Origin of the sequence: Cedecea lapagei (assembly GCF_900635955.1) — a bacterium.
GTDB classification, from domain to species: domain Bacteria; phylum Pseudomonadota; class Gammaproteobacteria; order Enterobacterales; family Enterobacteriaceae; genus Cedecea; species Cedecea lapagei.
The window spans coordinates 1,658,520-1,680,247 of sequence record NZ_LR134201.1 but is presented as its reverse complement, the minus strand read 5'-3'; the positions used below and the strand labels follow the sequence as shown (position 1 = coordinate 1,680,247).

The following is a 21,728-nucleotide window of genomic DNA, read 5'->3' as shown; positions in this document are numbered from 1 at the left end:
GAAAATGACGCCAGAATCGGTCATGATGATGGGCACCGAGGCCATGAAGGTCGCCCTTGCCCTTGCGGCCCCTCTGCTGCTGGTTGCGCTGATTAGCGGTCTGATTATCAGCCTGCTACAGGCGGCGACGCAGATTAACGAAATGACGCTGTCGTTTATTCCGAAGATCCTGGCCGTGTTCGTGACCATCGTTATCGCAGGGCCGTGGATGCTTAACCTGCTGCTGGATTACATGCGCGCTTTACTGACCAATCTGCCGAACACCATTGGATGATCCACGTTGACAGCAACCAGTGGCTTAACTGGCTGAGTCTCTATTTTTGGCCGCTGCTGCGCGTGCTCGCGCTGATTATGTCGGCCCCGATTCTTAGCGAGCGTTCGATCCCTAAGCGCGTCAAAATCGGCCTCGGGCTGATGATCACTTTTCTCATCGCGCCCTCCCTGCCCGCAACCGGCGTGACGATTTTTTCCGCGGCAGGTTTTTGGCTGGCGATACAACAAATTCTTATCGGTGTGGCGCTCGGTTTTACGATGCAGTTCGCGTTTGCCGCAGTACGTACCGCCGGGGAAATTGTTGGCCTACAGATGGGATTGTCCTTTGCGACGTTTTTCGACCCCGGCAGCCGCCTTAACATGCCGGTGCTGGCGCGTTTCCTGGATATTCTGGCGATGCTGCTGTTTCTCACCTTTAACGGCCATTTATGGCTGATATCGATGCTGGTTGATACTTTTCATACTTTGCCCATCGGCGGCGATCCGATCAACAGCAATGCCTTTATGGCGCTGACCCGGGCGGGCGGTCTGATTTTTCTCAATGGCCTGATGCTGGCGCTGCCGTTAATCACTTTGTTACTAACGCTTAACATTGCGCTTGGCCTGTTAAACCGCATGGCCCCCCAGCTATCGGTATTTGTTATCGGTTTTCCGGTCACCCTGTCTATCGGCATGCTAATTTTTATGGTAATGATGCCGCTTATCGCCCCCTTCACCGAGCATTTATTCGGCGAGATTTTTGACCTGCTCGCGGATATAGTCAGCGAAATCCCCGCAAATTAATAACCATAACTTTTATGATGACTCCCTGAGGATATTCCTAAAAAAAAATGTTAATAACATCCGCCAGGATATATCTGGCGCGGAATATAAGTTTTTACCTTGCTCACAATACGCAATATTCACTTTACTTTAAGAACATTCCTGGCAAATTATAGGCAACTTTCCGGGATAGTGATTTCGCCTTTTAAATTATTAATAATGGTTACCCAAAATAATTCGAACTGCGGACAAGCGGCGGACTGGCTTTACTCTGGGATTGACCTCGTCAATCACTGGTTTAACCAGTACAGCTTTCAATCTGCGCTCCGTCTTATTACGGGTATAACGCGCTTAGTGAGGGTTTGCTATGTCAACGATTATTATGGACTTATGCAGCTATACCCGGCTGGGGCTTGTCGGCTACTTAGCCAGCCGCGGGGTTAGAAAACGGCATATTACAGATGTAGAAACGGTGGATCAGCTGGCACAGGCATGCCGGTTGCAGGCACCCAGCGTGGTGTTTATTAATGAAGACTGCTTTATTCATGACCCACAAAGCAGTCAGCAAATTAAGCAGATCATTAATCAGCATCCGGGGACGCTATTTTTAGTCTTTATGGCTATTGCTAATATTCATTTTGATGAATATCTGCTGGTCCGAGAAAACCTGCTGATCAGTTCGAAATCCATCAAACCGGAATCTTTAGACGATATTTTAGCGGAATACCTGGCAAAAAATGCACAATGTATTGGGCATATTAATTTGCCGACGCTTTCTCTTAGTCGCACAGAGTCCAGCATGCTGAAAATGTGGATGTCCGGACAGGGAACGATTCAAATCTCCGATCAAATGAACATCAAGGCAAAAACCGTCTCATCGCATAAAGGGAATATTAAGCGAAAAATCAAGACCCACAACAAACAGGTGATATATCACGTCGTTCGCCTCACCGATAACGTCACCAACGGTATTTTTGTTAACCTCCGTTAGCTCGCTTTACGTACGCCTCTCCCTACGCCTTCCGGCCGTGCTATTTAATCTCTGGCAGCTGTCAGAGATTAAATACAAGCTCAACGGCACAGCCAACTGTAACAAAAAAGCAACCTTTGCCAAAAAAAGCAGAAAAATCTCACTACACTTACGCCGTACATTTATACATGGAGAGATTTATCGCTATGGTTGCCGCTATCATCATTGGCATTTTTGTTATCAGCGTCATCTACGCCCATTCGCGCGGCGTAGAAAAACAAAAATTTTCGCGCCAGCTTTTTGACCACTCAACCTTTATGGCGCCGGTCAATATGTTTATGACGCGCTTTTCCCGCCTGCCGCCAAAGCAGCCTTACTTCCCCACCAGCGACTTTCCGGAGCTGCAAAAGCTGACGGATAACTGGGAGGTCATTCGCGAGGAAGCGCTTCGCCTGCAGGGCCACATCAAAGCGGCGGAAAGCCACAACGATGCTGGGTTTAACACCTTCTTCAAGCGCGGATGGAAGCGCTTTTATCTGAAGTGGTATAGCGACGCCCATCCTTCGGCACATGAACTTTGCCCGATAACGACGAAGTTGGTCAGCGAGATCCCGTCCGTTAAGGCCGCAATGTTTGCCGAACTCCCCGCAGGCTCTCACCTTGGCAAGCATCGCGATCCGTATGCGGGATCGGTGCGCTACCATTTAGGGCTGTCCACGCCAAATGACGATCGCTGCTTTATTGAGGTTGACCGTCAGCGTCATAGCTGGCGAGATGGTGAAGCGGTCATTTTTGATGAAACCTATGTGCACTGGGCTGAGAACAAAAGCGATCAAACCCGTATTATTCTGTTCTGCGACATTGAGCGGCCGATGAAGTGGCGCTGGGCCCAGGCGGTTAACCACTGGGTCGGCACTACCCTGATGTCCGCAGCCAGTTCGCCCAACAGCGACAGCGACCGGACCGGCGCGCTGAACAGGATCTTTAAGTACGTCAACGCGCTTCGCGACAGCGGACAGAATCTGAAGAAGCGTAACCGTAAGGTCTATTACGCGGCAAAATATTCGGTGATTACGCTGATTTTTGCGGCGATCGTTGTGCCAAGCGTGATGTAGATAATTTTCCCTCTCCTTTCCGGGGAGAGGGACGGGGCGAGGGTCACACAACCCTCACCCTACTCTTCTTTCTCCACGAAAATCCCGTCCGGATGCCCCGACTCATTAAAGAACCAGATCCCCAGCGGGTAATCTTCCAGCGCAACGAGATACATTGTCCCCTCGTTAAACGGCTCCACCGCCAGAACAACGCCCGAGCGGCGCGGGCCGCCATCGGTCTTAACGGTCACCCGATCATTGATTTTCATGGTTATTTCCTCCAGATACACTGCTTGCCATTGTAGATCAAAATGGCCTTCGGCGCCCTTCCGGCGAGCCGTCTGGCGCATTATCTGAAGCGTCTATACTTAAGGCGGGTAGTCAGGCGAGGAGCAAAGTGATGAAGACCGTGAAAATGAGCGGGAGCGCGGCGCACCAGGAAACAGAAGTCGATGTTGACGCGCTGCTGGCCGCCATCAATGAAATTAGCGAAAGCGATATCCGACATGCCGGCAACGATGAGCACCCGCAGCGAGTGAGCGTTGATGGCCGTGAGTGGCACAGCTATAGAGAGCTGGCGGATGCATTTGAGCTGGATATTCGGGATTTCAGCGTGAACGAAATTAATCGCTAAGAAAAGCATCCCGGCCGGGGAGGCCGGGATGAAACTTGCTGAAGCAAGAAGCACTTGAAATTCGTTACATCAGGAAATCTGATGTGTTGACCACATTACCTTAAATTTTTCTGAACACAAGAATATATTCACTTGAAGAATAGCAAGCGGCATCCTTATTGATATGAGGAATTTAATTCAAATCCCTTATGAAATGTCTCTTTTCTGCTTATGAACCGCTGCAAAACGGGCGTAAAGGAGAGAAAAGTTTGAGATTTATCCTAAACCGCTGCCGTTATTATCGCCGGAAAAATACCCCTGAGGTAGTAAAGGAAGTCGCCAGCGGGGGATAACACGCGCCAAAGGTGAGCGTTTTTTTTCAGCCTCCCCTTTTGCCTGCGTGCTGACTAAAACATCAACAGCTCTTATAAGATATAGCGAAGCCCAGCGTCCGCAAGAATCAGTCCCGGGTGCAAACCTGGTTGCGACCGTTCTGCTTCGCCCTGTACAGACGCCTGTCTGCAACCGACTGCAGGTGCTCAAAATCATAATCGTGGCGTTCGTGCGCGCAGCTTACGCCAAGCGAGGCGCTGACCCTGAGCGTCTGCCCGCCGCTCACTATCAGCTCCCGGCTGCTGATACGACACCGAATACGCTCGGCAACGCCTGCGGCCGCGGTAAGATCGGTTCCCGGCAGCAGTACGCAGAACTCTTCACCGCCTACTCTGCCGGCGACATCTTCCTCCCGCAGGGCTGAGCTTAGCAGCGCGGCGGTATGCGCCAGCACCTTATCGCCCGCGTGGTGCCCATAGCGATCGTTAATGCCCTTGAAAAAGTCCAGATCCATCTGGATAACCGAGAACGGCTTATCCTCCTGCTGGCACTGCTGCGCCAGGCCGTGGGCAATGTCAAAGAAGGCTCCGCGACTGTAGAGCCGGGTGAGAGGATCGTAATTGGCACGCCAGCTCAGCGTCTGCTGCAGAGTCAGCATATTGCTTACCAGTCGACGGATGATTCGCCAGGAGATAAACAGCATCAGCGTGAAAAGCAGCCAAAGCACCGTCAGCACGATGCTGATACGGCCAAACTCCCCCTGAACGCCCTCGCCCAGGGTATGCACCTTGATCAGTACGCCGTCAAAGTTCGTCAGCTTCGCCCACGTCACGAAGCGGGTATCCATCCTCAGCTCACCTTCCTCTCCGCTTTCCATCGAACGGGCGATTTCGGCCTGCTGCCTGGCATTAAACATCTGTGCGAGCGGCATGCGGTCGGCCGCCGTGGCAATCAGCGTAAACTGCCTGTCAAACAGCATGACCGTCCCCTCATAACGTTCGTGAGAAAGCTCCTGAAGGAATTCATGCATGGCGTTGATGGGGAAATCCATCCCCAGCACGCCATACCAGCGGTTATTCAGATCCAGCGGCACCGATGCGGTAATAACCTGTCCGTTGAGGCTGTCGGGGTTATAGGTATGGATCCACCGGAGGCCGCGACCGGGATTATTTTCCGGTGACTGGGCAACAAAATAGGGCCGGGTTATCAGTCGAGAATAGAGTGAAATGATTGCAGGGTCATTTTCCCGTGGCGTGCTGGAAAGAAAAAAGCCAGCCCGTGAGGTGTAAAAAATCCGCCTTTGCAGATCGCGCTTCTCATCCACAAGCTGCATGATGTAGCTGAATTCGAGCGTCGCCTCCAGCTCCGGGTAAATCCAGCGCTCATCGCGGTCAAGGAGGGCTCTGTGAGAGACAAACTCGTCAGAAACGCCGTTGACGGGCATTCCCCGATTTAAATCCATCTGCAGCTGCCAGTATGGCTGAGTCCGCTGGATGGCGAAATTGGCCAATGCTTTGCGGGAAATATCGGTGGAAATAGGCGACTGCAGCGCATAGTGCATGGTGTTGCGGTAAAACAGCAGGTTGTCGATGCTGTGCTGAAGCTGGCGGTCGAGCGCGGTGGCAATGCTGTCCAGGCCATTACGCTGGTTGGCAATATAGGCCGACTCAAGGACCGCAACCTCACGCCAGGTGAGCAGCGTTGAGCAAAGAAACACAACAATAAAACAGAGGTTTACCACCCGCTGCGGTCTTTTATAGCGAGTTAAAAATCGCTCAAACGCATTACCGTACAATGGGGATACTCCCGGCCACCGTTATCAACGCCTTCCGGAAAGTCGCCGAAAGGATAAGGTCAATGCAGATTTTGCCATTGCGGCACGGCTTTGTCGAAGCCGACATCTACTGCCGTGCCTTTGCTGAGGCATAAAAAAACCCGGCATAGCCGGGTTCAGGCAGAACGCCTGGGCCCGAAATCTTTCCGGGCTAAGGGATTTCCGGGCAGGGTCATGCCTCGTGATGCTCCCTGCTCTCAACAGGCGCAAGATCGTCCTCACGGAACGCCTCACGTTTTACGCCGTAGCCGTCGTACCACCGGCACTCCACCATGCCACTGGAATAACCCGTGACAATCATCCGGGGACCACCGTTTTTACGCCGGACTTCATCGCTGACCAGATAGACCATTGCCGCCTCCGGCGTTAGGGGTGAAAACCTCTAAAGGTATAGCTAATGCCCAGCGTTTTTTCCTGACTAAAGCGCTATTTTTCTTCTTATTGCTGGTGGGAAGGGCCGCCGCGCAGGTGGTTTATGCCGTTGACCACCAGCAGCACTACGCCGCCCGCGATAAAGCCCAGCACCAGGTGTGCGAGGCTCGGTCCGATAAGCGTAATGACGCCGCCAAACTGCCCCATCCAGCGCTCAATACCGTGGTGCAGCGCAGGTATTCCGTGCACCAGGATCCCGCCGCCGACGAGGAACATAGCCAGCGTCCCAACAATCGTCAGCCCCTTCATCAACCAGGGCGCCAGAACAAGCAGTCCCTTGCCCACGGCCTGGGCCAGCGCAGCGCGTTTGTCCGCCAGCCAGTAGCCAAGATCGTCGATTTTCACGATCATCCCGACCAGACCGTAAACGCCGATGGTCACCAGAATCGCAATACCGGCCAGGATAAGCACCTGATTCAGCAGCGGCGCCTCTGCCACAATGCCGAGCGTGATAGCGACTATCTCAGCAGAAAGAATAAAGTCGGTGCGCACGGCACCTTTAACTTTGTCTTTCTCAAAAGCCATCGGATCCTGGGCTGCTATCGACTCCAGCCGCGCCTGCTTCTCCTCCGGGCTCTCTTTGTGCTTGCGCGCTTTTACACTGTGCAGCACTTTTTCCACGCCTTCGAAACATAAAAACGCTCCGCCCACCATCAGCAGCGGCGTAATCGCCCAGGGTGCAAAGGCGCTGATCACCAGCGCCAGCGGCACCAGAATCAGTTTATTGAGAAACGATCCCTTTGCCACGCTCCAGACAACGGGCAGCTCTCGATTAGCACGCACGCCCGATACCTGTTGAGCGTTAAGCGAGAGGTCATCTCCCAGCACGCCTGCGGTTTTTTTTGCCGCGAGTTTGCCCATCACGGAAATATCGTCCAGCAGCGTGGCGATGTCGTCGAGCAGTGTCAGTAAGCTACTTCCAGCCAAAATATCTGTCCTTATTGATTTCGTTACCCAAGAGTATGAAGCAAAATCGCCTCCGCGAAAATTCCCCGCCTTTGTCAACGTAAATTAACATTCCATCAACAAGTATAATGCTCGCTATCGGCCGCTATTTGGCGTTAACTATCGCCCAGTTATTGAAGCCTGGTGAGGGATTATGCGTCTTCGTTCTGGTCACTTATTGCCGCTGATCGCGGCGCTTTTCGCACTGTATATTATCTGGGGCTCGACCTATTTCGCGATAGCCATTGGCGTAAAAAGCTGGCCGCCGTTTATGATGGCCGGGTTACGCTTCCTCTTTGCCGGTGGGGTATTAACGGCTATTTTGCTTTTTCGCGGGCATAAACTGCCCCGCCTTAGGCCGATGCTGAACGCCGCGCTGATTGGCGTTCTCCTCCTCGCCATTGGCAACGGCTTTGTCACGCTGGCAGAACACCAGCACGTGGCCTCAGGTATTGCCGCGGTGATGGTAGCCACCGTCCCGCTGTTCACCCTCTGCTTCAGTCGCCTGTTCGGAATTAAAACCCGCAAGCTCGAGTGGCTGGGGATTGCCATTGGCCTGGCGGGTATCGTGCTGCTGAATAGCGGCGGCAACCTCAGCGGAAACCCAACGGGCGCGCTGTTGATTTTAGTCGGCTCCCTCAGCTGGGCGTTTGGCTCGGTTTATGGTTCGCGCATCGAGCTGCCCGAAGGGATGATGGCGGGCGCAATTGAGATGTTAGCTGCCGGGATTGTTGCCCTTTGCGTTTCAGCGCTGAGCGGCGAGCGCTTAACCGCCATGCCGGATGCCGCAGGCTTGCTGGCCGTTGGCTATCTGGCCATTTTCGGCTCCATGATCGCCATTAGCGCCTATATGTACCTGATTCGTAATGTCTCGCCGGCGGTGGCCACCAGCTATGCCTACGTCAACCCGGTCGTCGCGGTGCTGCTCGGCACCACCTTTGCAGGGGAAAGCCTTTCGTCGATTGAATGGCTGGCGCTGGGCATTATTATTTTTGCCGTGGTGCTGGTGACGCTCGGGAAATATCTCTTTCCGGCAAAACCGGTTGTCGAGCCTTGCGAAGTGGAAAAATAGCTACTCTGCGGCCAGCGTCTGCTGGCCGTCTTCCTTCCGCTGGTGGATCCCGGTTACGGTAATTTCTGCGCTACAGCCCCCGCTGCAAACCCACTCTTCCAGACGTTCGCAAAGCGCCCGATCGTCCAGTTTCTCGCGGCCGCGCAGCGCGCATTCCCAGACGATTAACACCCGCCAGCCCTGACGCAGCAAAAGCCCGACATCGCGTTTGTCCCGCTGTACGTTGCGGCCGATTTTTTCCAGCCAGAATTCAGTCCGCGTTGCCGGCACCTTAAACAGATAGCAGTCGTGGTGATGCCAGAAACAGCCGTGGGTGAAGATAACGCAGCGGTACTCATCTATCACAAAATCAGGCTTGCCCGGCAGGGAGGCATCCTGCACGCGAAAGCTAAACCCGCTCTCGGCCAGCAGCAGAGCCAGGCGTTTTTCAATGGCGGTATCGCGAGTGGCAATCGCTCGCATATTTTTACTGCGTATCGCCTTGCTGTGTACATCCGCCATGATTTTCTCCGCTTAGCGCTTCTTCACCGCTTGCTTGATGACCGGTTCCAGCAGTTTTGCCACTGCGGCAAAAGCGGGAACCACTACCGAGTTGCCAAACTGGCGGTAAGCCTGAGTATCGGAAACAGGAATACGAAACGCTTTACCTTTCGGTGCTTCAAAGCCCATCAACCTTGCACACTCGCGCGGCGTCAGGCGGCGCGGCCTGTTTAGTTGATTATCAGGATCGTTGAAGTCAACCTCCCCCAGCGCCTTGTCCCAGCCGCGATCGACCAGAATCTCCGCCCCGTCCTTAAAGTAGCGGGCCGACAGCGTTCTCGCCACGCTTGCCGGGTTAGTCGGATCAACCAGCCCGTAGCCAAAACCGTTCCCCTTGGCCTGATGCTTCTTGGCGTAGTTATAGAGGTATTTCCACAGGGTTGGGGTCAGAACATATTTCGCCTCGACTTCATCATCCAGCAGCTCGCCAAAGGTAGGACGACGGGCCGGATAGAATTCGCTGAGCCTGGTCAGCGTCACCGCTGAATCCAGATTAAGATCGCGGCGCGTGCCAACCAGCACAATACGCTCCCGGTGCTGCGGCAGGAATTTTTTGCCATCAACAATTTTCGGATCATCCCGTCCGGTGACGGCGGCATCTGCTACGTCGTAGCCGAGCTCATCCAGCGTCTGCATGATGATGCGGAACGTATTACCTTTGTCGTGGCTCTTCAGGTTTTTAACGTTTTCCAGCACAAAAATTGGCGGACGTTTTGCGGCAATGATCCTTGCTACGTCAAAAAACAGGGTGCCCTGGGTTTCGCAGGCAAAGCCGTGGGCGCGCCCGAGGGCATTTTTCTTCGACACGCCAGCCAGGGAAAACGGCTGGCAGGGGAAGCCGGCAAGCAGCACATCGTGATCGGGCAGGGTCGCCTGAATATGTGCCGTTGCCTGCTCGTCCGTGACATCGCTACGGTTGCTGAGCGTCACGTCGCGGATATCTTCATTGAACTGGTGCCGGGCCGGGTCGCAGTACCAGTTAGCTTTATAGGTTCTGACCGCATGCTTGTTCCATTCGCTGGTAAACACGCACTGCCCGCCAATCGCCTCAAAGCCGCTGCGAATGCCGCCAATGCCGGCAAACAGGTCAATAAAGCGGAAAGCATAGCGGCCATGATGGGCCGGCGGCGACGGCAGCATACTTTGCAGCATCTGCACCTCCACCTCGGTTAACCCTCGAGGCGCAGACTTGCCGTTATACCAGCGATTCAGCGATTCGCGGGTCCAGTCACCGCCCACCTGCCGCAGGCGCAGGGCAACGGTTTTTTGATCGTAAATTTCCAAAAGGCGGCGGACCAGCGCATGGTCTTCTTCTTGTTGGGTTTGTTTATGGCGCTGTGCCTGAAGGGAGAGATGTTCTGCTATCGCGTCAAGATCGTTCATCGTGAACCAAAAATGGGAAAAGGGAGTGAAACTGTATCACTGATTTGACCCAGAGAGAACGTAAACAGCCCGCGTAAACGCGGGCCGGTTAGATTAAGCCTGTGATTTAAAACGCTGCAGGACCTGCTCGTCCACCGTCAGGTAGTCGCCCTTCAGCTCGGCACAGAGTTTTGCCATATAGCCGACGAGGAAGTCGGCGTTATGGTGCGCCAGGGCGCGCCCCGCTTCGGTTTGCATTGAGTCCGGGAGGCGTAAGAGCTTTTTCTGGAAGTGATCCAGCGAGTACAGCGTGTCGTCCAGCTCACGGCGGTCGGCGAGCGGGTCGTCGCTGTCGAACAGCGAACGCCCCAGTGCGCCAGAGACATAAAACACCCGCGCCAGGCCTATCGCGCCCAAAGATTCCAGCCTGTCGGCATCCTGCACCACTTTGGCCTCCAGCGTCTGCGGCTCAATGGCTGCGCTAAAGCTGTGGGTCCGCACCGCATGGGCTACGCCGTCATACAGCTCGCGGGGAAAATCAGGGAAATGCGCTTCAAGAATGCGCAGCGTTTCCTGAGCGGCCTGCGTCGAAGCCAGATGGCGCTGCGGGTGATTTTTAGGCAGATTCACGATGTCGTGGAAATAGCAGGCGGTCAGCACCACCAGCCTGTCCGCCTCCGTCCCTTCCATTATATGCTGCGCGGTTTTCCATACTCGCCGAAAATGCGCCACGTCGTGGGCTTTGTCGTCCTGCGCCCAGTTCTCAATCAAATAGTGCTCAAACTGCTGCTGCCAGCGGGCAATCGGCATACACGTACTCCCGTTCTCGTGAAAAGCGCAAGTCAGAGTATAACCATATTTATGACAATAATATGACCGCCTCCCGGAGCAGGGTGACGACCGCCTCAGGCGTATCCGCCGCCATCAACTGCTCGCGGAAGGATTCATGCATCAGACGCCGGGCCAAAACTGAGAAAATCCGCATGTGCTGCGCCTGCTCCTGCTCGCTCAGCGCCAGCATAATAACCAGCTTCACCGTCTCATCGCCGCCCCATCCCAGCGGCTCGGCAAGCCGCAGTACCGAAATACTGCTTCGGGTAATAGCCGAGGATTTGCAGTGCGGGATGGCGATAGAAAAGCCCAGCGCCGTCGTGAAGACGGCTTCGCGTTGCCAGATAGCCTGCTCGGCAAGCGTGGCGGAAACCGCACGCCGATGCGCCTCCAGATTGTCCGTTAGCCGCTTAATGACCTCGTGTTTGTCCTGTAACCTTTCATCAAGGAATACCAATGATTCGCTAAACATGCCGTCGTCCGACGTGAGGGTTGGATCAGCAAATTTTTGGGTTTCAAGCGCGAGCCATCTCTGCGCAATCTCATCTGGCTCCGCCAGTACAAATCCTTGCCCTGCTCCCAGCAGGTAGCGCTCTGCTCTGGCGGCAAAAAGCGGTTGCGTAGCCGCAAGGCTGAGTAACGGTATCTTTAGCGCACGAGCCAGAATGGCGGTGTGCGACGTTTCCCCTCCCGCGGACATCACAATCCCCCTCAGGTGCGGCCCCGCAAGCGTCAAGAGCTGGCCAGGCGTCAGGACGCCCTCACAAATCACCAGCGCATCTTCCTCCAGCACCGGTAGCCCCAGTTGCGGATCTGCGGTTAGCTCAGCGGCAATACGCAGGCCTAAATCAAACACATCGAGCTCCCGCTGGCGCAGATATTCACTGCTGCTTTGCCGGAAGGGCTCACGCAGCTCGTCAACCGCCGTCGCCAGCGCAGCTAATCCATTACCTGCCTCACGCCCTGCCAGCAGACATTCCTCAATGGTTTCGTCCTCAAGCAGCTGGCTCTGCGCATCAAGAATCTGCGCAGCCTCGCCTTCACAACGGTCGATCTCCTCACGCAGCCGCTGTCGTGCCGCCTGCAGCGCTTCCGTCAGCCGTTTTTGCTGAATAATAAAGGGCTCCTCACGCTGCCGCTGCGCCATGGCATGGAGATCGACCTGTTCGAAGTACACGGCCTTTGCCAGCGCAGTGCCGTGGCTGACGCCCTTCCCCTGCCATACTGGCGATGAGCTTCGGGAAAGAAACACGGGCAGCGGTTGCTCGCTTTCAACAGAAAACGTGAGAGGGGCATCGCTGCGCTCAAACTCATGCTCTATAAAATCTTTTAACGCCTTGCTGGCTATCTGCTCGTCGGGGCCTTCTATCAGAAGCTGGCATTCGTCTCCCGACCCAACGTCGGCGCCTACCAGCGCCAGCACGCTTTTGGCGTCGGCCCTGCGAGATTTAGTTTGGTTCACCAGGGTTACCGCTGAGGCAAATCGCGTCGCCTGCTGCTCAAGCGCGCTCGCTGGCCTGGCATGAAGCCCGTTGGCTAACGGGCAACGAAAGAAAAGTGTCTGCATGATAATTACGCCTTATTCAGGTTATCGGATAAGCCAGGAGATGGGCGTGCCCGCCGCTACGCTGTGGACGGCATCAGCGGAGGTTTCCGCCAGCGTGACCTGCTCAGGTACGCCGTTTGTTTTTGGCGGCAGATTATTCAGGCTATCCAGTCCAGGGTTCCAGCCTCTCAGCAAAAGCGCTTCTTCGTTTTGCGCCTTTTTCAGGGTGCTGAAATGCAGCTCGCTCTCCCAGCTCAGCACGCTGAAGTGCGACGGGAATTGCTTGCCATGAGCATTTGTGCGAAAGCGAGACCAGCCTGAATCGAGGTAGCCCGAGACCGGGGTCCGCCACTGCTCAACGTTTCTCCAGAACTCAGAGCTTTGTCCGTTGTTCATCGGCAGTACGGCAAAGTGGAAGCTATGGCGGCCCGGTATCTGGGAGTCAGGAGAAGGCAACACCATGCCCGATGCGCGTCCGGGCCGCCATTCCAGCGCGGGCTGCCCTAACCAGCCCACGCTGCGGAAAAGCGTGATAGCGAGCGTGTCCGGTTGCCCAACGGGAATTTCATACTCCCGCAGCCCGGCGGTAACGGCGCCCAGGCCACGCTGCTGCTCATGCATCATCACCAGGCTCTGCATAGGCCACAGCGAAGCGGGAGCCTCAGTCCAGTTTTCCTGTTGCCAGACCTTCAGGGCTGCAGGAATGTTTTCACGCTCGATCAGCCCAAATGGCTGATCGGCAAAGTGGGAACTCCGGCTGACGCCGGTCGGCAGTTCAATCTGCAGGCGATGATCGCGCAGCGTATTGTCAACCTCGACCTGAACATCCAGCCTGGCGCTGTCATGCGGCAGAGAAATCGTCAGTACCACGTCCAGCTGCGCATCAAGACGGCGCAACCGACGTGAATCTGCATCGACAGGAGCAGGAATTTGCAGACTTAGCTGCAGGGTATCTTGCAGGATGCCGCGCGTAACGGTCGCGTTGTGCAGACAGCCATCGCTGCTAATTTTCCAGTCATCTGCGGGCGGTGAATAGTTGTAGTTATCCCCCGCGTCTTCTCCGTCCACCAGCCGCAGAACGTTCGGGTAGACTTCGCCCGTCCGTTTGTCGGTCAGGGTGAGCTTGCCCGCATCATTTTCGAGGCGCAGCCAGGCATTCTCCAGGCAGCCGCTCTCCCCGACTGATGCGGCAAACCCTGCAGCTTCTCCTTCCTGCAGATAAAAGGTTTGATAGCCGCAGGCGGGTAAAGCATTCGCCGCCAGCAGAATTCGGCATTTGCGATACCAGGTGGTGCTGGTGCTGTTGGAGAGCTCCTGCACCACCAGCGACATATCCTGCGGCTCCTCATGAAGCAGTTGCCAGCGGCAAGGGTTGCCTTCGCCATCCACAATGCGAAAATCCAGCTCCGGGGTGTAGAGGGTAAGGCTAACCTGCGCACTACGCTGCCGGGGTAACGGGTTGAAGACCACGATCTTTTTCCCGTGCTGCGTAGCCTCGATCCCTTCAGACAGCATTTTCATGTTCAGCTCAAACAGCTGGCTGGCGCTCTCTTTGCCCGACTGTAAGCGCCCCTTCACCATCTGATTGACCCTGTCTGAGTTGCAGCCGCCAATGCTGTCGTGAGCATGGGACTTCATCGCCTCCCGCCAGATGTTTTCTACCGCCTGCTGCGGGTAAGGCAGCCCCAGCCGCCATGTGAGCGCCAACAGCGGCTCCAGCGTCTGGCTGACAAACTGTTCGAGCGCGGCGTTGAGCTGCTTAATGTCTGCCCTGGTTGAGAAAATCCCTCGGTGGATACGCATGTATTTGGGGCTGAGCAGCTCCCCTCTCCAGGTCGGCAACTGGTGTTCACCGGTTCGCAGGGCAGCAAAGAAGTCGCCGAAGCTGCTACGTTTGAAATGGTACTGATCCTGACGGGCATTTAGCTTTTCCAGCGCCTCTGGCACGGCATATTCGAACGGCGACTGGTCGTTACCGTTGGGAAGAAGCAAATTATCGGTGGCGGAGAAACGTGCCTGTTTCTCAAGAATTGAGGGGAGTTTCTCGGCCAGCTGCTGCGGCTCCGTTGGCAGCCATTTGGCACAGCCGTAGCCCCAGGGGAGCACCGCGGCAATCACTTTCTGCCCGCCCTGAGCCTGCCAGCAGAACTCGCTGGTAGCCACGTCATGCTCGCACCATCCGCGCCAGATCACCGCGCTGTCGATGGAAAATTCACGCAAAAACATCGGCAACTGCGCGCTTTGACCAAAGGAGTCAGGAACGTAGCCAACCGGCATATAGCTCCCCCAGGCTTTACAGTCCGCCAGCCCAAGCAGCAGATTGCGGGCAATGGACTCTGCGCCTACCACCAGGAAGTCGCTTTGCGTATACCACGGCCCAATAAGCACGCGTCCATCGCTGACCAATTTCTGCAGACGTTCGCGGTATTCCGGAGCGACCTGTAAAAAATCCTCCAGCATGACCGTTTGACCATCTAAAATAAACGGCCCAATCGTTTCATCCTGCTCCATTCGGTAAATTAAATCCAGCATAAAATAATAGAGTACGATTTTTGAGTCGTTCTCAGTGAAATACCACTCCCGATCCCAATGCGTGTGCTGAATCAAATGCACGATCTTCATAACATCACCTTATTAACGACTGAGTGGAAAATTTAAGGTGTGGCAATCCCCGGCAAAAAAAATACCGCAGCAAGAGAAGCCTGAATAACCCTAAATAAGTTAACCGAACATCTAGCGCCCTACTTTAAATTTAGGTGCTGGTGTCACTACTTTATTTTCAACGTCACTCTCGCCGCGAAACACTAATAAAGACCCAACGGCAATGATCCCTGCGCCCGCGGCAATGGAAAGCACATAAACAGGCCACTTATCTACCGCCAGCCAGCCGTAAAAACCCGAAATTGGCGCGTGGTTTACCGCCCCAAGCCCAACGGCCATGGCGGCTCCGGTTGCCGAACCCACAACGTTAATGACGATGATTTTGGGGTTTGCCAGCGCGAAGGGAATAGCGCCTTCAGAGACGCCAATCAGGCCCATCAGCGTTGAGGCTTTGCCTGCCTCACGAAGTGAGGGGGGAAAACGTTTTGCCCATATCAGAGAAGCAACGCCAAGGCCGATAGGCGGGATAATAATCGCGACCTGTGCGGCGGTGTTTGGGTCATAAATACCGGAGGCTAATAGCGCCATCGCGGTGGTTACCGCCGCTTTGTTTACCGGGCCGCCGAGGTCAAAACCCACCATCCCGCCGACGACCGCGGCCAGAATGATTTTGTTGGTCCCGGACATTGCCAGCAGCCAGCTTTCCATCCCGTGATTCAGCGCAGCCAGCGGACCACCGATGATAAATGCCATCACCATGCAGGTCAGCAGCGTCCCGCCGACGGGCAGAATAAAGATCGGGCCGGCGGAGGCCAGCGCCCTGGGCAGTTTGATATATGCCGCCAGCGCACGCACGATATAACCTGCCACAAACCCTGCGGCAAGCGCCCCAAGAAAACCGGTGCCCAGGCTACTCGCCAGCAGTCCGCCCACCATACCCGGGGCCAGGCCCGGTTTATTGGCGATGGCAAAACTGATATATCCGGCGACGACCGGCAGCATTAGCGACAGCGCGAGGCCGCCAAAACCATCGAATTTATGCAGCATCTGCACGATAATGCTGGCCGCCTGCTCATGACTTGAGTCCCAGATATTATCGATGCCGTAGATTGACGCACCGATACGCGCAATCCCCATAATCACCGCCCCGGCAATCACAAACGGCAGCATCCATGACACCCCGGTCATAATGGCGTTCTTGACCTCCGTTCCGGCCGAAACGCCCGCCTCCGCCTTGAATTTAGCCATTTGCTATCTCCGCTTCTATGGCCTCAAAAACAGCCTCACCGAACTTGATAGGGTCGGCCACGCTACACTCAAGCTTCATCATGCCGTCAAACCGCTCTTTGCCCGTTATCGCCACGTCGGCAGCAATAATCACCGCTCCGGCTCGGGCAAGATCGTCGGCGGTGATTTCATTCTCAACGCCCATACCGCCCTGGGTTTCGACTTTCACTTCGTGGCCGCGCTGTCGACCAACCATCTCAAGCGCTTCCGCTGCCATGTAGGTATGGGCGACGCCCGTCGGGCAAGCTGCAACACAAACGATATACATATCAACTCCTCATCAGGCTGAACGAAGGCAATAAAAAAAGCACAATGGCTGAACAGCGCATTGTGCTTTGTGGACGTAAAGGGACCTGCATCGCGGCGTCTCCGGAGTCACCGCTGGCATGAAGACACATCATCAACTGATGCAGGCTGGAGATACGAAACAGGAAGGCAAGTTCATAGCGTTTGCGAACGGCCAGGCGACGCGGACGCATCTCGACAGGCAACGCTTTTAATAACGAAGCATTCGGGTGATAAAGCCCATGATATAAACGCCCGGCGCTATGCCAGAGCTTGATCCAATTAGCCATGCATTCGCTGTCAAGCGAGTCTGAATAAATGGAAGTGTCTTTTTCAAGCTCGCTCACGGCATTAAACCAGCAGCCGTTGTTCAAAAAAACGCGCGCCTTGCTGCCAAGCATCAGCAGCATAAAACGGCAAAGCGTTATGATTCGAACAATATAAGCGTGCATAGGTTTCTCCGGAAATCTTTCCGCAGTGTAGACAGTTCGCAAAATAACAAACGTGACTTTACGCACAGTTATAACTACCCGAATATATCCCTCTTTTTCATGGGGAATAAATAACAGTAAATATCACAAGGTAATTAAGCGTTGGCGGCAAAGATAATATGCTAAGCAAGGGCGAGGCGTTGGCGGGCTTCAAACGCGAGGGAGTGAGCCCTGAGCCACAGGCAGTGCGTGTGGCTCATTGGGCAGGTGCTGGATTTAGCGCAGCCGGTTATCGCGGGCGCGAACCGGGTAAGCGCGTGGTCGGGTATACCACGCAATCCAGCCCAGCACAGCCGCCACGGAGCCAAGCACCAGCAGCCCCATTAGCGCGCCGAGCAGTTTCCCGCTGAAGGTACCCAGATCGCCGCTGGTGACGCCGCTGACGACCCAAAAATAGCGAACCATCGCCCAAACAATGTACAAACAAAAAGCATAAAACAGCCACAGCGCGATTTTGCCGCCGGGGCTGCGAGTTGGTTTCGCATCCATAACGTTCGACCTAACTTTTAAACTTAAACAAAAAATAGCTTGTCGGCAGCCGTTCCCCCAGCGCCTTAATGTGATTTTTATCACACTAAAGCGTTAGTTGAACCGCTATAAGCGTTAAATTTTGTTTCAAATCAAAGCTTATGGGACATTTTTCAGCATTGCCTAAGGGGATTGATTTAACTTAAGGAAAATTCTTAGTCGTGAGTGGTGCTGAAAAGAACCTTGTCTCATGCCCCTCACCCCGGCCTTTTCCCTCAACGGGACGAGGGAGAGAGCAAACGACGGAGAACATTCTTTTTCCCCCTCTCCCTGCCTGGATGAGAGTCAGGGTAGAAAAACACAACTCAGAAACCACCAGAAAAAAAATACGCTCTATTCCCTTCCCTCAATATTTCCTCACTGAAATATAAACGAACGAATTTAATTTCCACAGGCGGGTTGACAATAGTATTTGCCATGGGTAGATTTCACGGGCCGAAGTTGCGGCCTTTCCTAACCTGACATAAGAGACTAATGGATACTGAATTTAGTAGCTGCCCGAATAATGCCTTACTGGCTGTTCGGGAAAGTAAACATGAAATCGATTGTGATCACTTCTTCGTTTTGGTGTGTCTCGCCGGAGTCTGATACTCCCGTGTTGTCCCACCTCGACCAGGGTTTTCACGGTCCCGAGGTGTGTTATGAACTTCAAATCTACCCTTTTTCCTGGTGTCAAAACAGTGACATCAACGCTGCGTGTCCGACCGCCCCGCGATCGGGTGTTGTCCGCACGTAAAAAACAGTCAAACTCAATTTTCTCTTCGAAAATCAGTGAGTTGAATCAACGCATCACTAACTGGCGTGTCAGTCCTGTCACCGGCCAGCTGGAGCGTCGTTGCAGCTTTGCTGATGGCGAAGACCCACAAAGTCGACCCTTCATCGCCTGATTCAGCCGTTGCGCTGTTCGGGGTACTGGCTCGCCATGTCGCGACCGGCTCCCGGGCGTCACGCTGAGTTGCGCTACTTCTGGTACGGATTTATTTCCTGATGTTTTCAAACATAAACATCAGCCTGAATAGTCACGTCCAGAAAAAATAAAATATAAATTTCTCGCCTATTTATTTCTAAAAATAAATAGCGGGGAGCCCTGTGCGAAATTAATTAAAAACCGATCGTTCATGCGCTATCGGGCTATTTTCGGCCGCCCTTAATCCGGCGTTTGCCGTAAAAAGCCTGCTGCCGCCCGGCGACAGGAGCACCACCATGACTGTACAAACCAAAAACCGTAATAAAAAAAGCACGCTGTCTATGCGTGCCGCCCAGGAAGCCAAAAACGGCATCGCAGAAACCCTGGTCAACCTCAATACCACCCGGGAAGGGCTGCAGGAAGCCCACGCCAGCGCCCGGCTGGAGCGTGATGGCCTGAACGAAGTTGCCCATGACAAACCGCCTCACGCGCTGGTTCAGCTGCTGATGGCGTTTAACAATCCGTTTATCTACGTACTCGGCATTCTCGCCGGGATCAGCTTCTTTACCGACTACTGGCTGCCAACCAGCCACGGCGAAGACGGCGATCTGACGACGGTAATTATCATTGGCACCATGGTTGCGCTCAGCGGCCTGGTGCGCTTCTGGCAGGAACACCGCTCGGCTAAATCCGCCGAAGCGTTGAAAGCCATGGTGCGCACGACCGCCACGGTGGTTCGTCGCGAACACGCAGGGCAAAAAGGAACCCCGCGTGAAATTCCAATGCGTGAGCTGGTGGTGGGCGATATCGTGCAGCTCTATGCGGGCGACATGATCCCGGCGGACGTTCGCCTGATCGAGTCACGCGACCTGTTTATCAGCCAGGCCGTGCTGACCGGCGAGGCGCTGCCGATTGAGAAGTACGATACCCTGGGCGACGTAGCGCAAAAATCTGCCCATGATAAAGCGGTCGACAGCGAAAACCTGCTGGATATCCCAAACATCTGCTTTATGGGGACCAACGTGGTCAGCGGCACCGCGCAGGCCGTGGTGGTGGCGACCGGGCCACGGACCTACTTTGGCTCGCTGGCCAAAGCCATTGTTGGCACCCGGGCACAAACGGCGTTTGACCGCGGTGTGAACAGCGTCAGCTGGCTGCTGATCCGCTTTATGCTGGTGATGGTGCCGGTGGTGTTCCTGATAAACGGCCTGATGAAAGGCGAGTGGTGGGATGCCCTGCTGTTTGCTCTGGCGGTTGCCGTGGGCCTGACGCCGGAAATGCTGCCGATGATCGTCAGCGCCAACCTCGCCAAAGGCGCTGTAGCCATGGCGAAGCGCAAAGTGGTGGTTAAGCGCCTTAACGCGATTCAGAACCTCGGCGCGATGGACGTTTTGTGTACCGACAAAACCGGTACCCTGACGCAGGATAAAATTATCCTTGAGCATCATGTCGACACGCACGGCCAGAAAAACGAGTCCGTACTGGCGCTGGCGTGGCTTAACAGCCATCACCAAAGCGGTATCAAAAATCTGATGGATCAGGCGGTCATCTACTTCTCTGAAAATGAGCCGGGCTTTGTGAAACCACAGGGTTACAGCAAGGTCGACGAGATGCCGTTTGACTTCGTGCGCCGTCGCCTGTCGATTGTGGTGAAAGACAGCCAGAGTAATCACCTGCTGGTGTGCAAGGGTGCGGTGGAGGAGATGCTGAGCATCGCCACCCATATGGAAGAGAACGGCAAGGTTGTCGCCCTGGATAATCAGCGCCGTGACAGCATGCTGGCGATGACCAACGACTACAACAAAGACGGCTTCCGCGTTCTGGTGGTCGCCACTCGCGACATTCCAAAAGCGGAGACGAAAAAGCAGTACGGCACCGACGATGAGCACGATCTGATTATCCGCGGCTTCCTCACCTTCCTCGATCCGCCGAAGGAGAGCGCAGGCCCGGCTATCGCCGCCCTGATGGACATTGGCGTGGCGGTGAAAGTGCTGACCGGCGATAACGCCATCGTCACCACCCGCATTTGTCGTCAGGTTGGGCTGGAGCCAGGCGAGCCGGTACTCGGCCCTCAGATTGAGCAGTTGAATGATGCTTCCCTGCAGCAGCTGGTGGAAGAGCGCACCGTTTTTGCCAAGCTGACCCCGCTGCAGAAGTCACGCGTGCTGAAGGCGCTACAGGCCAACGGTCATACCGTGGGCTTCCTTGGCGACGGGATTAACGATGCGCCTGCCCTGCGCGATGCCGACGTCGGTATCTCGGTCGACAGCGGCACCGATATCGCCAAGGAATCCGCCGACATCATCCTGCTGGAAAAGAGCCTGATGGTGCTGGAAGAAGGCGTAATCAAAGGCCGCGAGACCTTTGGCAACATCATGAAGTACCTGAACATGACCGCCAGCTCCAACTTCGGCAACGTGTTCTCGGTGCTGGTGGCCAGCGCGTTCATTCCGTTCCTGCCGATGCTTGCGATCCAGCTGCTGCTGCAAAACCTGATGTACGACATCTCCCAGCTCGCCCTGCCGTGGGACAAAACGGACAAAGAGTTCCTCAGCAAACCGCGTAAATGGGATGCCAAAAACATTGGCCGCTTCATGGTGTGGATTGGCCCGACGTCGTCCATTTTCGACATGACCACCTTTGCGTTGATGTGGTTTGTGTTCAGCGCCAACAGCGAGCATATGCAGACCCTGTTCCAGTCCGGCTGGTTCGTCGAAGGCCTGCTGTCGCAGACGCTGGTGGTTCACATGCTGCGTACCCAGAAAATCCCGTTCATTCAGAGCACCGCCGCCTGGCCGGTAATGATGATGACCAGTCTGGTAATGGCGGTGGGTATCTACGTGCCGTTCTCTCCGCTCGGGCCGTTGGTTGGGCTGCAGGCGCTGCCGTGGCAGTACTTCCCGTGGCTGGTTGGCACTCTGCTTGCCTACTGCTGCGTGGCTCAGAGCATGAAAATGTTCTATATGCGTCGCTTCAAGCAGTGGCACTGATACTACGTTAGAAACTGCAACAGGGTGCCGCT

The 21,728-nt window shown here is 54.9% G+C and carries 21 protein-coding genes; 8 read left to right on the top strand and 13 right to left on the bottom strand.

Annotation, left to right across the window (positions count from 1 at the left end; genetic code table 11):
- Window positions 1-4 precede the first annotated feature (4 nt).
- The 4 genes from fliQ to lpxO all read left to right on the top strand — a co-directional run bounded on the left by fliQ (window position 5) and on the right by lpxO (window position 3,120).
- Entirely contained in the window at window positions 5-274 is a 270-nt protein-coding gene (fliQ, locus tag EL098_RS08170) for a flagellar biosynthesis protein FliQ (RefSeq protein ID WP_126355777.1), read from the top strand.
- Window positions 271-1,056 (top strand): flagellar biosynthetic protein FliR, encoded by a 786-nt coding sequence (gene fliR / locus EL098_RS08165; protein ID WP_126355776.1) that lies wholly within the window; start codon window positions 271-273, stop codon window positions 1,054-1,056. Before fliQ ends, fliR begins: the two co-directional genes overlap by 4 nt.
- A 346-nt stretch (window positions 1,057-1,402) precedes the next feature.
- Window positions 1,403-2,026: a transcriptional regulator RcsA gene (gene rcsA / locus EL098_RS08160; RefSeq protein ID WP_126355775.1), complete on the top strand. Its 624-nt coding sequence runs from the start codon at window positions 1,403-1,405 to the stop codon at window positions 2,024-2,026.
- A 185-nt stretch (window positions 2,027-2,211) separates the two neighbouring features.
- Entirely contained in the window at window positions 2,212-3,120 is a 909-nt protein-coding gene (gene lpxO / locus EL098_RS08155) for a lipid A hydroxylase LpxO (RefSeq protein ID WP_126355774.1), read from the top strand.
- Window positions 3,121-3,179: 59 nt separating this feature from the next.
- Here the strand turns inward: lpxO and dsrB are convergent, their stop codons facing one another.
- Complete coding sequence (gene dsrB / locus EL098_RS08150; protein ID WP_197718545.1) at window positions 3,180-3,368, bottom strand: protein DsrB; 189 nt, start codon at window positions 3,366-3,368, stop codon at window positions 3,180-3,182.
- A gap of 131 nt (window positions 3,369-3,499) precedes the next feature.
- Here dsrB and yodD point away from each other — a divergent pair, with 131 nt between their 5' ends.
- Window positions 3,500-3,733: a YodD family peroxide/acid resistance protein gene (gene yodD, locus EL098_RS08145; RefSeq protein WP_126355772.1), complete on the top strand. Its 234-nt coding sequence runs from the start codon at window positions 3,500-3,502 to the stop codon at window positions 3,731-3,733.
- Between the two features lie 439 nt (window positions 3,734-4,172).
- Here yodD and dgcQ read toward each other — a convergent pair whose 3' ends face one another.
- The 3 genes from dgcQ to EL098_RS08130 all read right to left on the bottom strand — a co-directional run bounded on the left by dgcQ (window position 4,173) and on the right by EL098_RS08130 (window position 7,241).
- On the bottom strand, window positions 4,173-5,786 hold the full coding sequence (gene dgcQ / locus EL098_RS08140; protein WP_232012358.1) for a cellulose biosynthesis regulator diguanylate cyclase DgcQ: 1,614 nt from the start codon (window positions 5,784-5,786) through the stop codon (window positions 4,173-4,175).
- A gap of 265 nt (window positions 5,787-6,051) precedes the next feature.
- Window positions 6,052-6,231, bottom strand: a complete 180-nt coding sequence (locus EL098_RS08135) for a YodC family protein (RefSeq protein ID WP_126355770.1) — start codon at window positions 6,229-6,231, stop codon at window positions 6,052-6,054.
- Between the two features lie 86 nt (window positions 6,232-6,317).
- Entirely contained in the window at window positions 6,318-7,241 is a 924-nt protein-coding gene (locus EL098_RS08130) for a DUF808 domain-containing protein (protein ID WP_197718563.1), read from the bottom strand.
- Window positions 7,242-7,410: 169 nt separating this feature from the next.
- Between EL098_RS08130 and yedA the strand changes: the two genes are divergently transcribed.
- Window positions 7,411-8,328, top strand: a complete 918-nt coding sequence (yedA, locus tag EL098_RS08125; protein WP_126355768.1) for a drug/metabolite exporter YedA — start codon at window positions 7,411-7,413, stop codon at window positions 8,326-8,328.
- Here yedA and EL098_RS08120 read toward each other — a convergent pair whose 3' ends face one another.
- From EL098_RS08120 to drpB, 9 genes are all read right to left on the bottom strand, one after another.
- Window positions 8,329-8,829 carry a very short patch repair endonuclease gene (locus EL098_RS08120; RefSeq protein WP_126355767.1) on the bottom strand — a complete coding sequence of 167 codons (501 nt, stop codon included), beginning with the start codon at window positions 8,827-8,829 and terminating at the stop codon, window positions 8,329-8,331.
- A gap of 12 nt (window positions 8,830-8,841) precedes the next feature.
- The gene (locus tag EL098_RS08115; protein ID WP_126355766.1) at window positions 8,842-10,251 is read right to left on the bottom strand and encodes a DNA cytosine methyltransferase; all 1,410 of its coding nucleotides are present in this window, start codon (window positions 10,249-10,251) and stop codon (window positions 8,842-8,844) included.
- A gap of 93 nt (window positions 10,252-10,344) precedes the next feature.
- Window positions 10,345-11,040 carry a phosphohydrolase gene (locus EL098_RS08110; RefSeq protein ID WP_126355765.1) on the bottom strand — a complete coding sequence of 232 codons (696 nt, stop codon included), beginning with the start codon at window positions 11,038-11,040 and terminating at the stop codon, window positions 10,345-10,347.
- A gap of 49 nt (window positions 11,041-11,089) precedes the next feature.
- A complete protein-coding gene (locus EL098_RS08105; RefSeq protein WP_126355764.1) occupies window positions 11,090-12,628 on the bottom strand; it encodes a fructose PTS transporter subunit IIA in 1,539 nt (512 codons plus the stop codon).
- Between the two features lie 21 nt (window positions 12,629-12,649).
- On the bottom strand, window positions 12,650-15,229 hold the full coding sequence (locus EL098_RS08100) for a glycoside hydrolase family 38 N-terminal domain-containing protein (protein WP_126355763.1): 2,580 nt from the start codon (window positions 15,227-15,229) through the stop codon (window positions 12,650-12,652).
- A gap of 111 nt (window positions 15,230-15,340) precedes the next feature.
- On the bottom strand, window positions 15,341-16,456 hold the full coding sequence (locus EL098_RS08095; RefSeq protein WP_126355762.1) for a PTS fructose transporter subunit IIC: 1,116 nt from the start codon (window positions 16,454-16,456) through the stop codon (window positions 15,341-15,343).
- A complete protein-coding gene (locus EL098_RS08090) occupies window positions 16,449-16,763 on the bottom strand; it encodes a PTS fructose transporter subunit IIB (protein WP_126355761.1) in 315 nt (104 codons plus the stop codon). The genes EL098_RS08095 and EL098_RS08090 overlap by 8 nt, the downstream gene beginning before the upstream one ends.
- A 1-nt stretch (window position 16,764) precedes the next feature.
- Window positions 16,765-17,298 (bottom strand): hypothetical protein, encoded by a 534-nt coding sequence (locus EL098_RS08085; protein WP_232012355.1) that lies wholly within the window; start codon window positions 17,296-17,298, stop codon window positions 16,765-16,767.
- A 189-nt stretch (window positions 17,299-17,487) separates the two neighbouring features.
- Window positions 17,488-17,760, bottom strand: coding sequence for a cell division protein DrpB (gene drpB / locus EL098_RS08080; RefSeq protein WP_126355760.1), 273 nt, complete (start codon window positions 17,758-17,760; stop codon window positions 17,488-17,490).
- An 840-nt stretch (window positions 17,761-18,600) separates the two neighbouring features.
- Here drpB and EL098_RS23165 point away from each other — a divergent pair.
- Both EL098_RS23165 and mgtA read left to right on the top strand, forming a co-directional pair.
- Complete coding sequence (locus tag EL098_RS23165; RefSeq protein WP_164716799.1) at window positions 18,601-18,753, top strand: hypothetical protein; 153 nt, start codon at window positions 18,601-18,603, stop codon at window positions 18,751-18,753.
- 249 nt (window positions 18,754-19,002) lie between these two features.
- Complete coding sequence (gene mgtA / locus EL098_RS08070) at window positions 19,003-21,696, top strand: magnesium-translocating P-type ATPase (RefSeq protein ID WP_126355758.1); 2,694 nt, start codon at window positions 19,003-19,005, stop codon at window positions 21,694-21,696.
- Window positions 21,697-21,728 lie beyond the last annotated feature (32 nt).

Bases quoted from the DNA above. Each gene is read 5' to 3' on its own strand.
- fliQ (WP_126355777.1), top strand. From the start codon at position 5: ATGACGCCAGAATCGGTCATGATGATGGGCACCGAGGCCATGAAGGTC.
- fliR (WP_126355776.1), top strand. From the start codon at position 271: ATGATCCACGTTGACAGCAACCAGTGGCTTAACTGGCTGAGTCTCTAT.
- rcsA (WP_126355775.1), top strand. From the start codon at position 1,403: ATGTCAACGATTATTATGGACTTATGCAGCTATACCCGGCTGGGGCTT.
- lpxO (WP_126355774.1), top strand. From the start codon at position 2,212: ATGGTTGCCGCTATCATCATTGGCATTTTTGTTATCAGCGTCATCTAC.
- dsrB (WP_197718545.1), bottom strand. From the start codon at position 3,368: ATGAAAATCAATGATCGGGTGACCGTTAAGACCGATGGCGGCCCGCGC.
- yodD (WP_126355772.1), top strand. From the start codon at position 3,500: ATGAAGACCGTGAAAATGAGCGGGAGCGCGGCGCACCAGGAAACAGAA.
- EL098_RS08135 (WP_126355770.1), bottom strand. From the start codon at position 6,231: ATGGTCTATCTGGTCAGCGATGAAGTCCGGCGTAAAAACGGTGGTCCC.
- yedA (WP_126355768.1), top strand. From the start codon at position 7,411: ATGCGTCTTCGTTCTGGTCACTTATTGCCGCTGATCGCGGCGCTTTTC.
- EL098_RS08120 (WP_126355767.1), bottom strand. From the start codon at position 8,829: ATGGCGGATGTACACAGCAAGGCGATACGCAGTAAAAATATGCGAGCG.
- EL098_RS08115 (WP_126355766.1), bottom strand. From the start codon at position 10,251: ATGAACGATCTTGACGCGATAGCAGAACATCTCTCCCTTCAGGCACAG.
- EL098_RS08110 (WP_126355765.1), bottom strand. From the start codon at position 11,040: ATGCCGATTGCCCGCTGGCAGCAGCAGTTTGAGCACTATTTGATTGAG.
- EL098_RS08105 (WP_126355764.1), bottom strand. From the start codon at position 12,628: ATGCAGACACTTTTCTTTCGTTGCCCGTTAGCCAACGGGCTTCATGCC.
- EL098_RS08100 (WP_126355763.1), bottom strand. From the start codon at position 15,229: ATGAAGATCGTGCATTTGATTCAGCACACGCATTGGGATCGGGAGTGG.
- EL098_RS08095 (WP_126355762.1), bottom strand. From the start codon at position 16,456: ATGGCTAAATTCAAGGCGGAGGCGGGCGTTTCGGCCGGAACGGAGGTC.
- EL098_RS08090 (WP_126355761.1), bottom strand. From the start codon at position 16,763: ATGTATATCGTTTGTGTTGCAGCTTGCCCGACGGGCGTCGCCCATACC.
- drpB (WP_126355760.1), bottom strand. From the start codon at position 17,760: ATGGATGCGAAACCAACTCGCAGCCCCGGCGGCAAAATCGCGCTGTGG.
- mgtA (WP_126355758.1), top strand. From the start codon at position 19,003: ATGACTGTACAAACCAAAAACCGTAATAAAAAAAGCACGCTGTCTATG.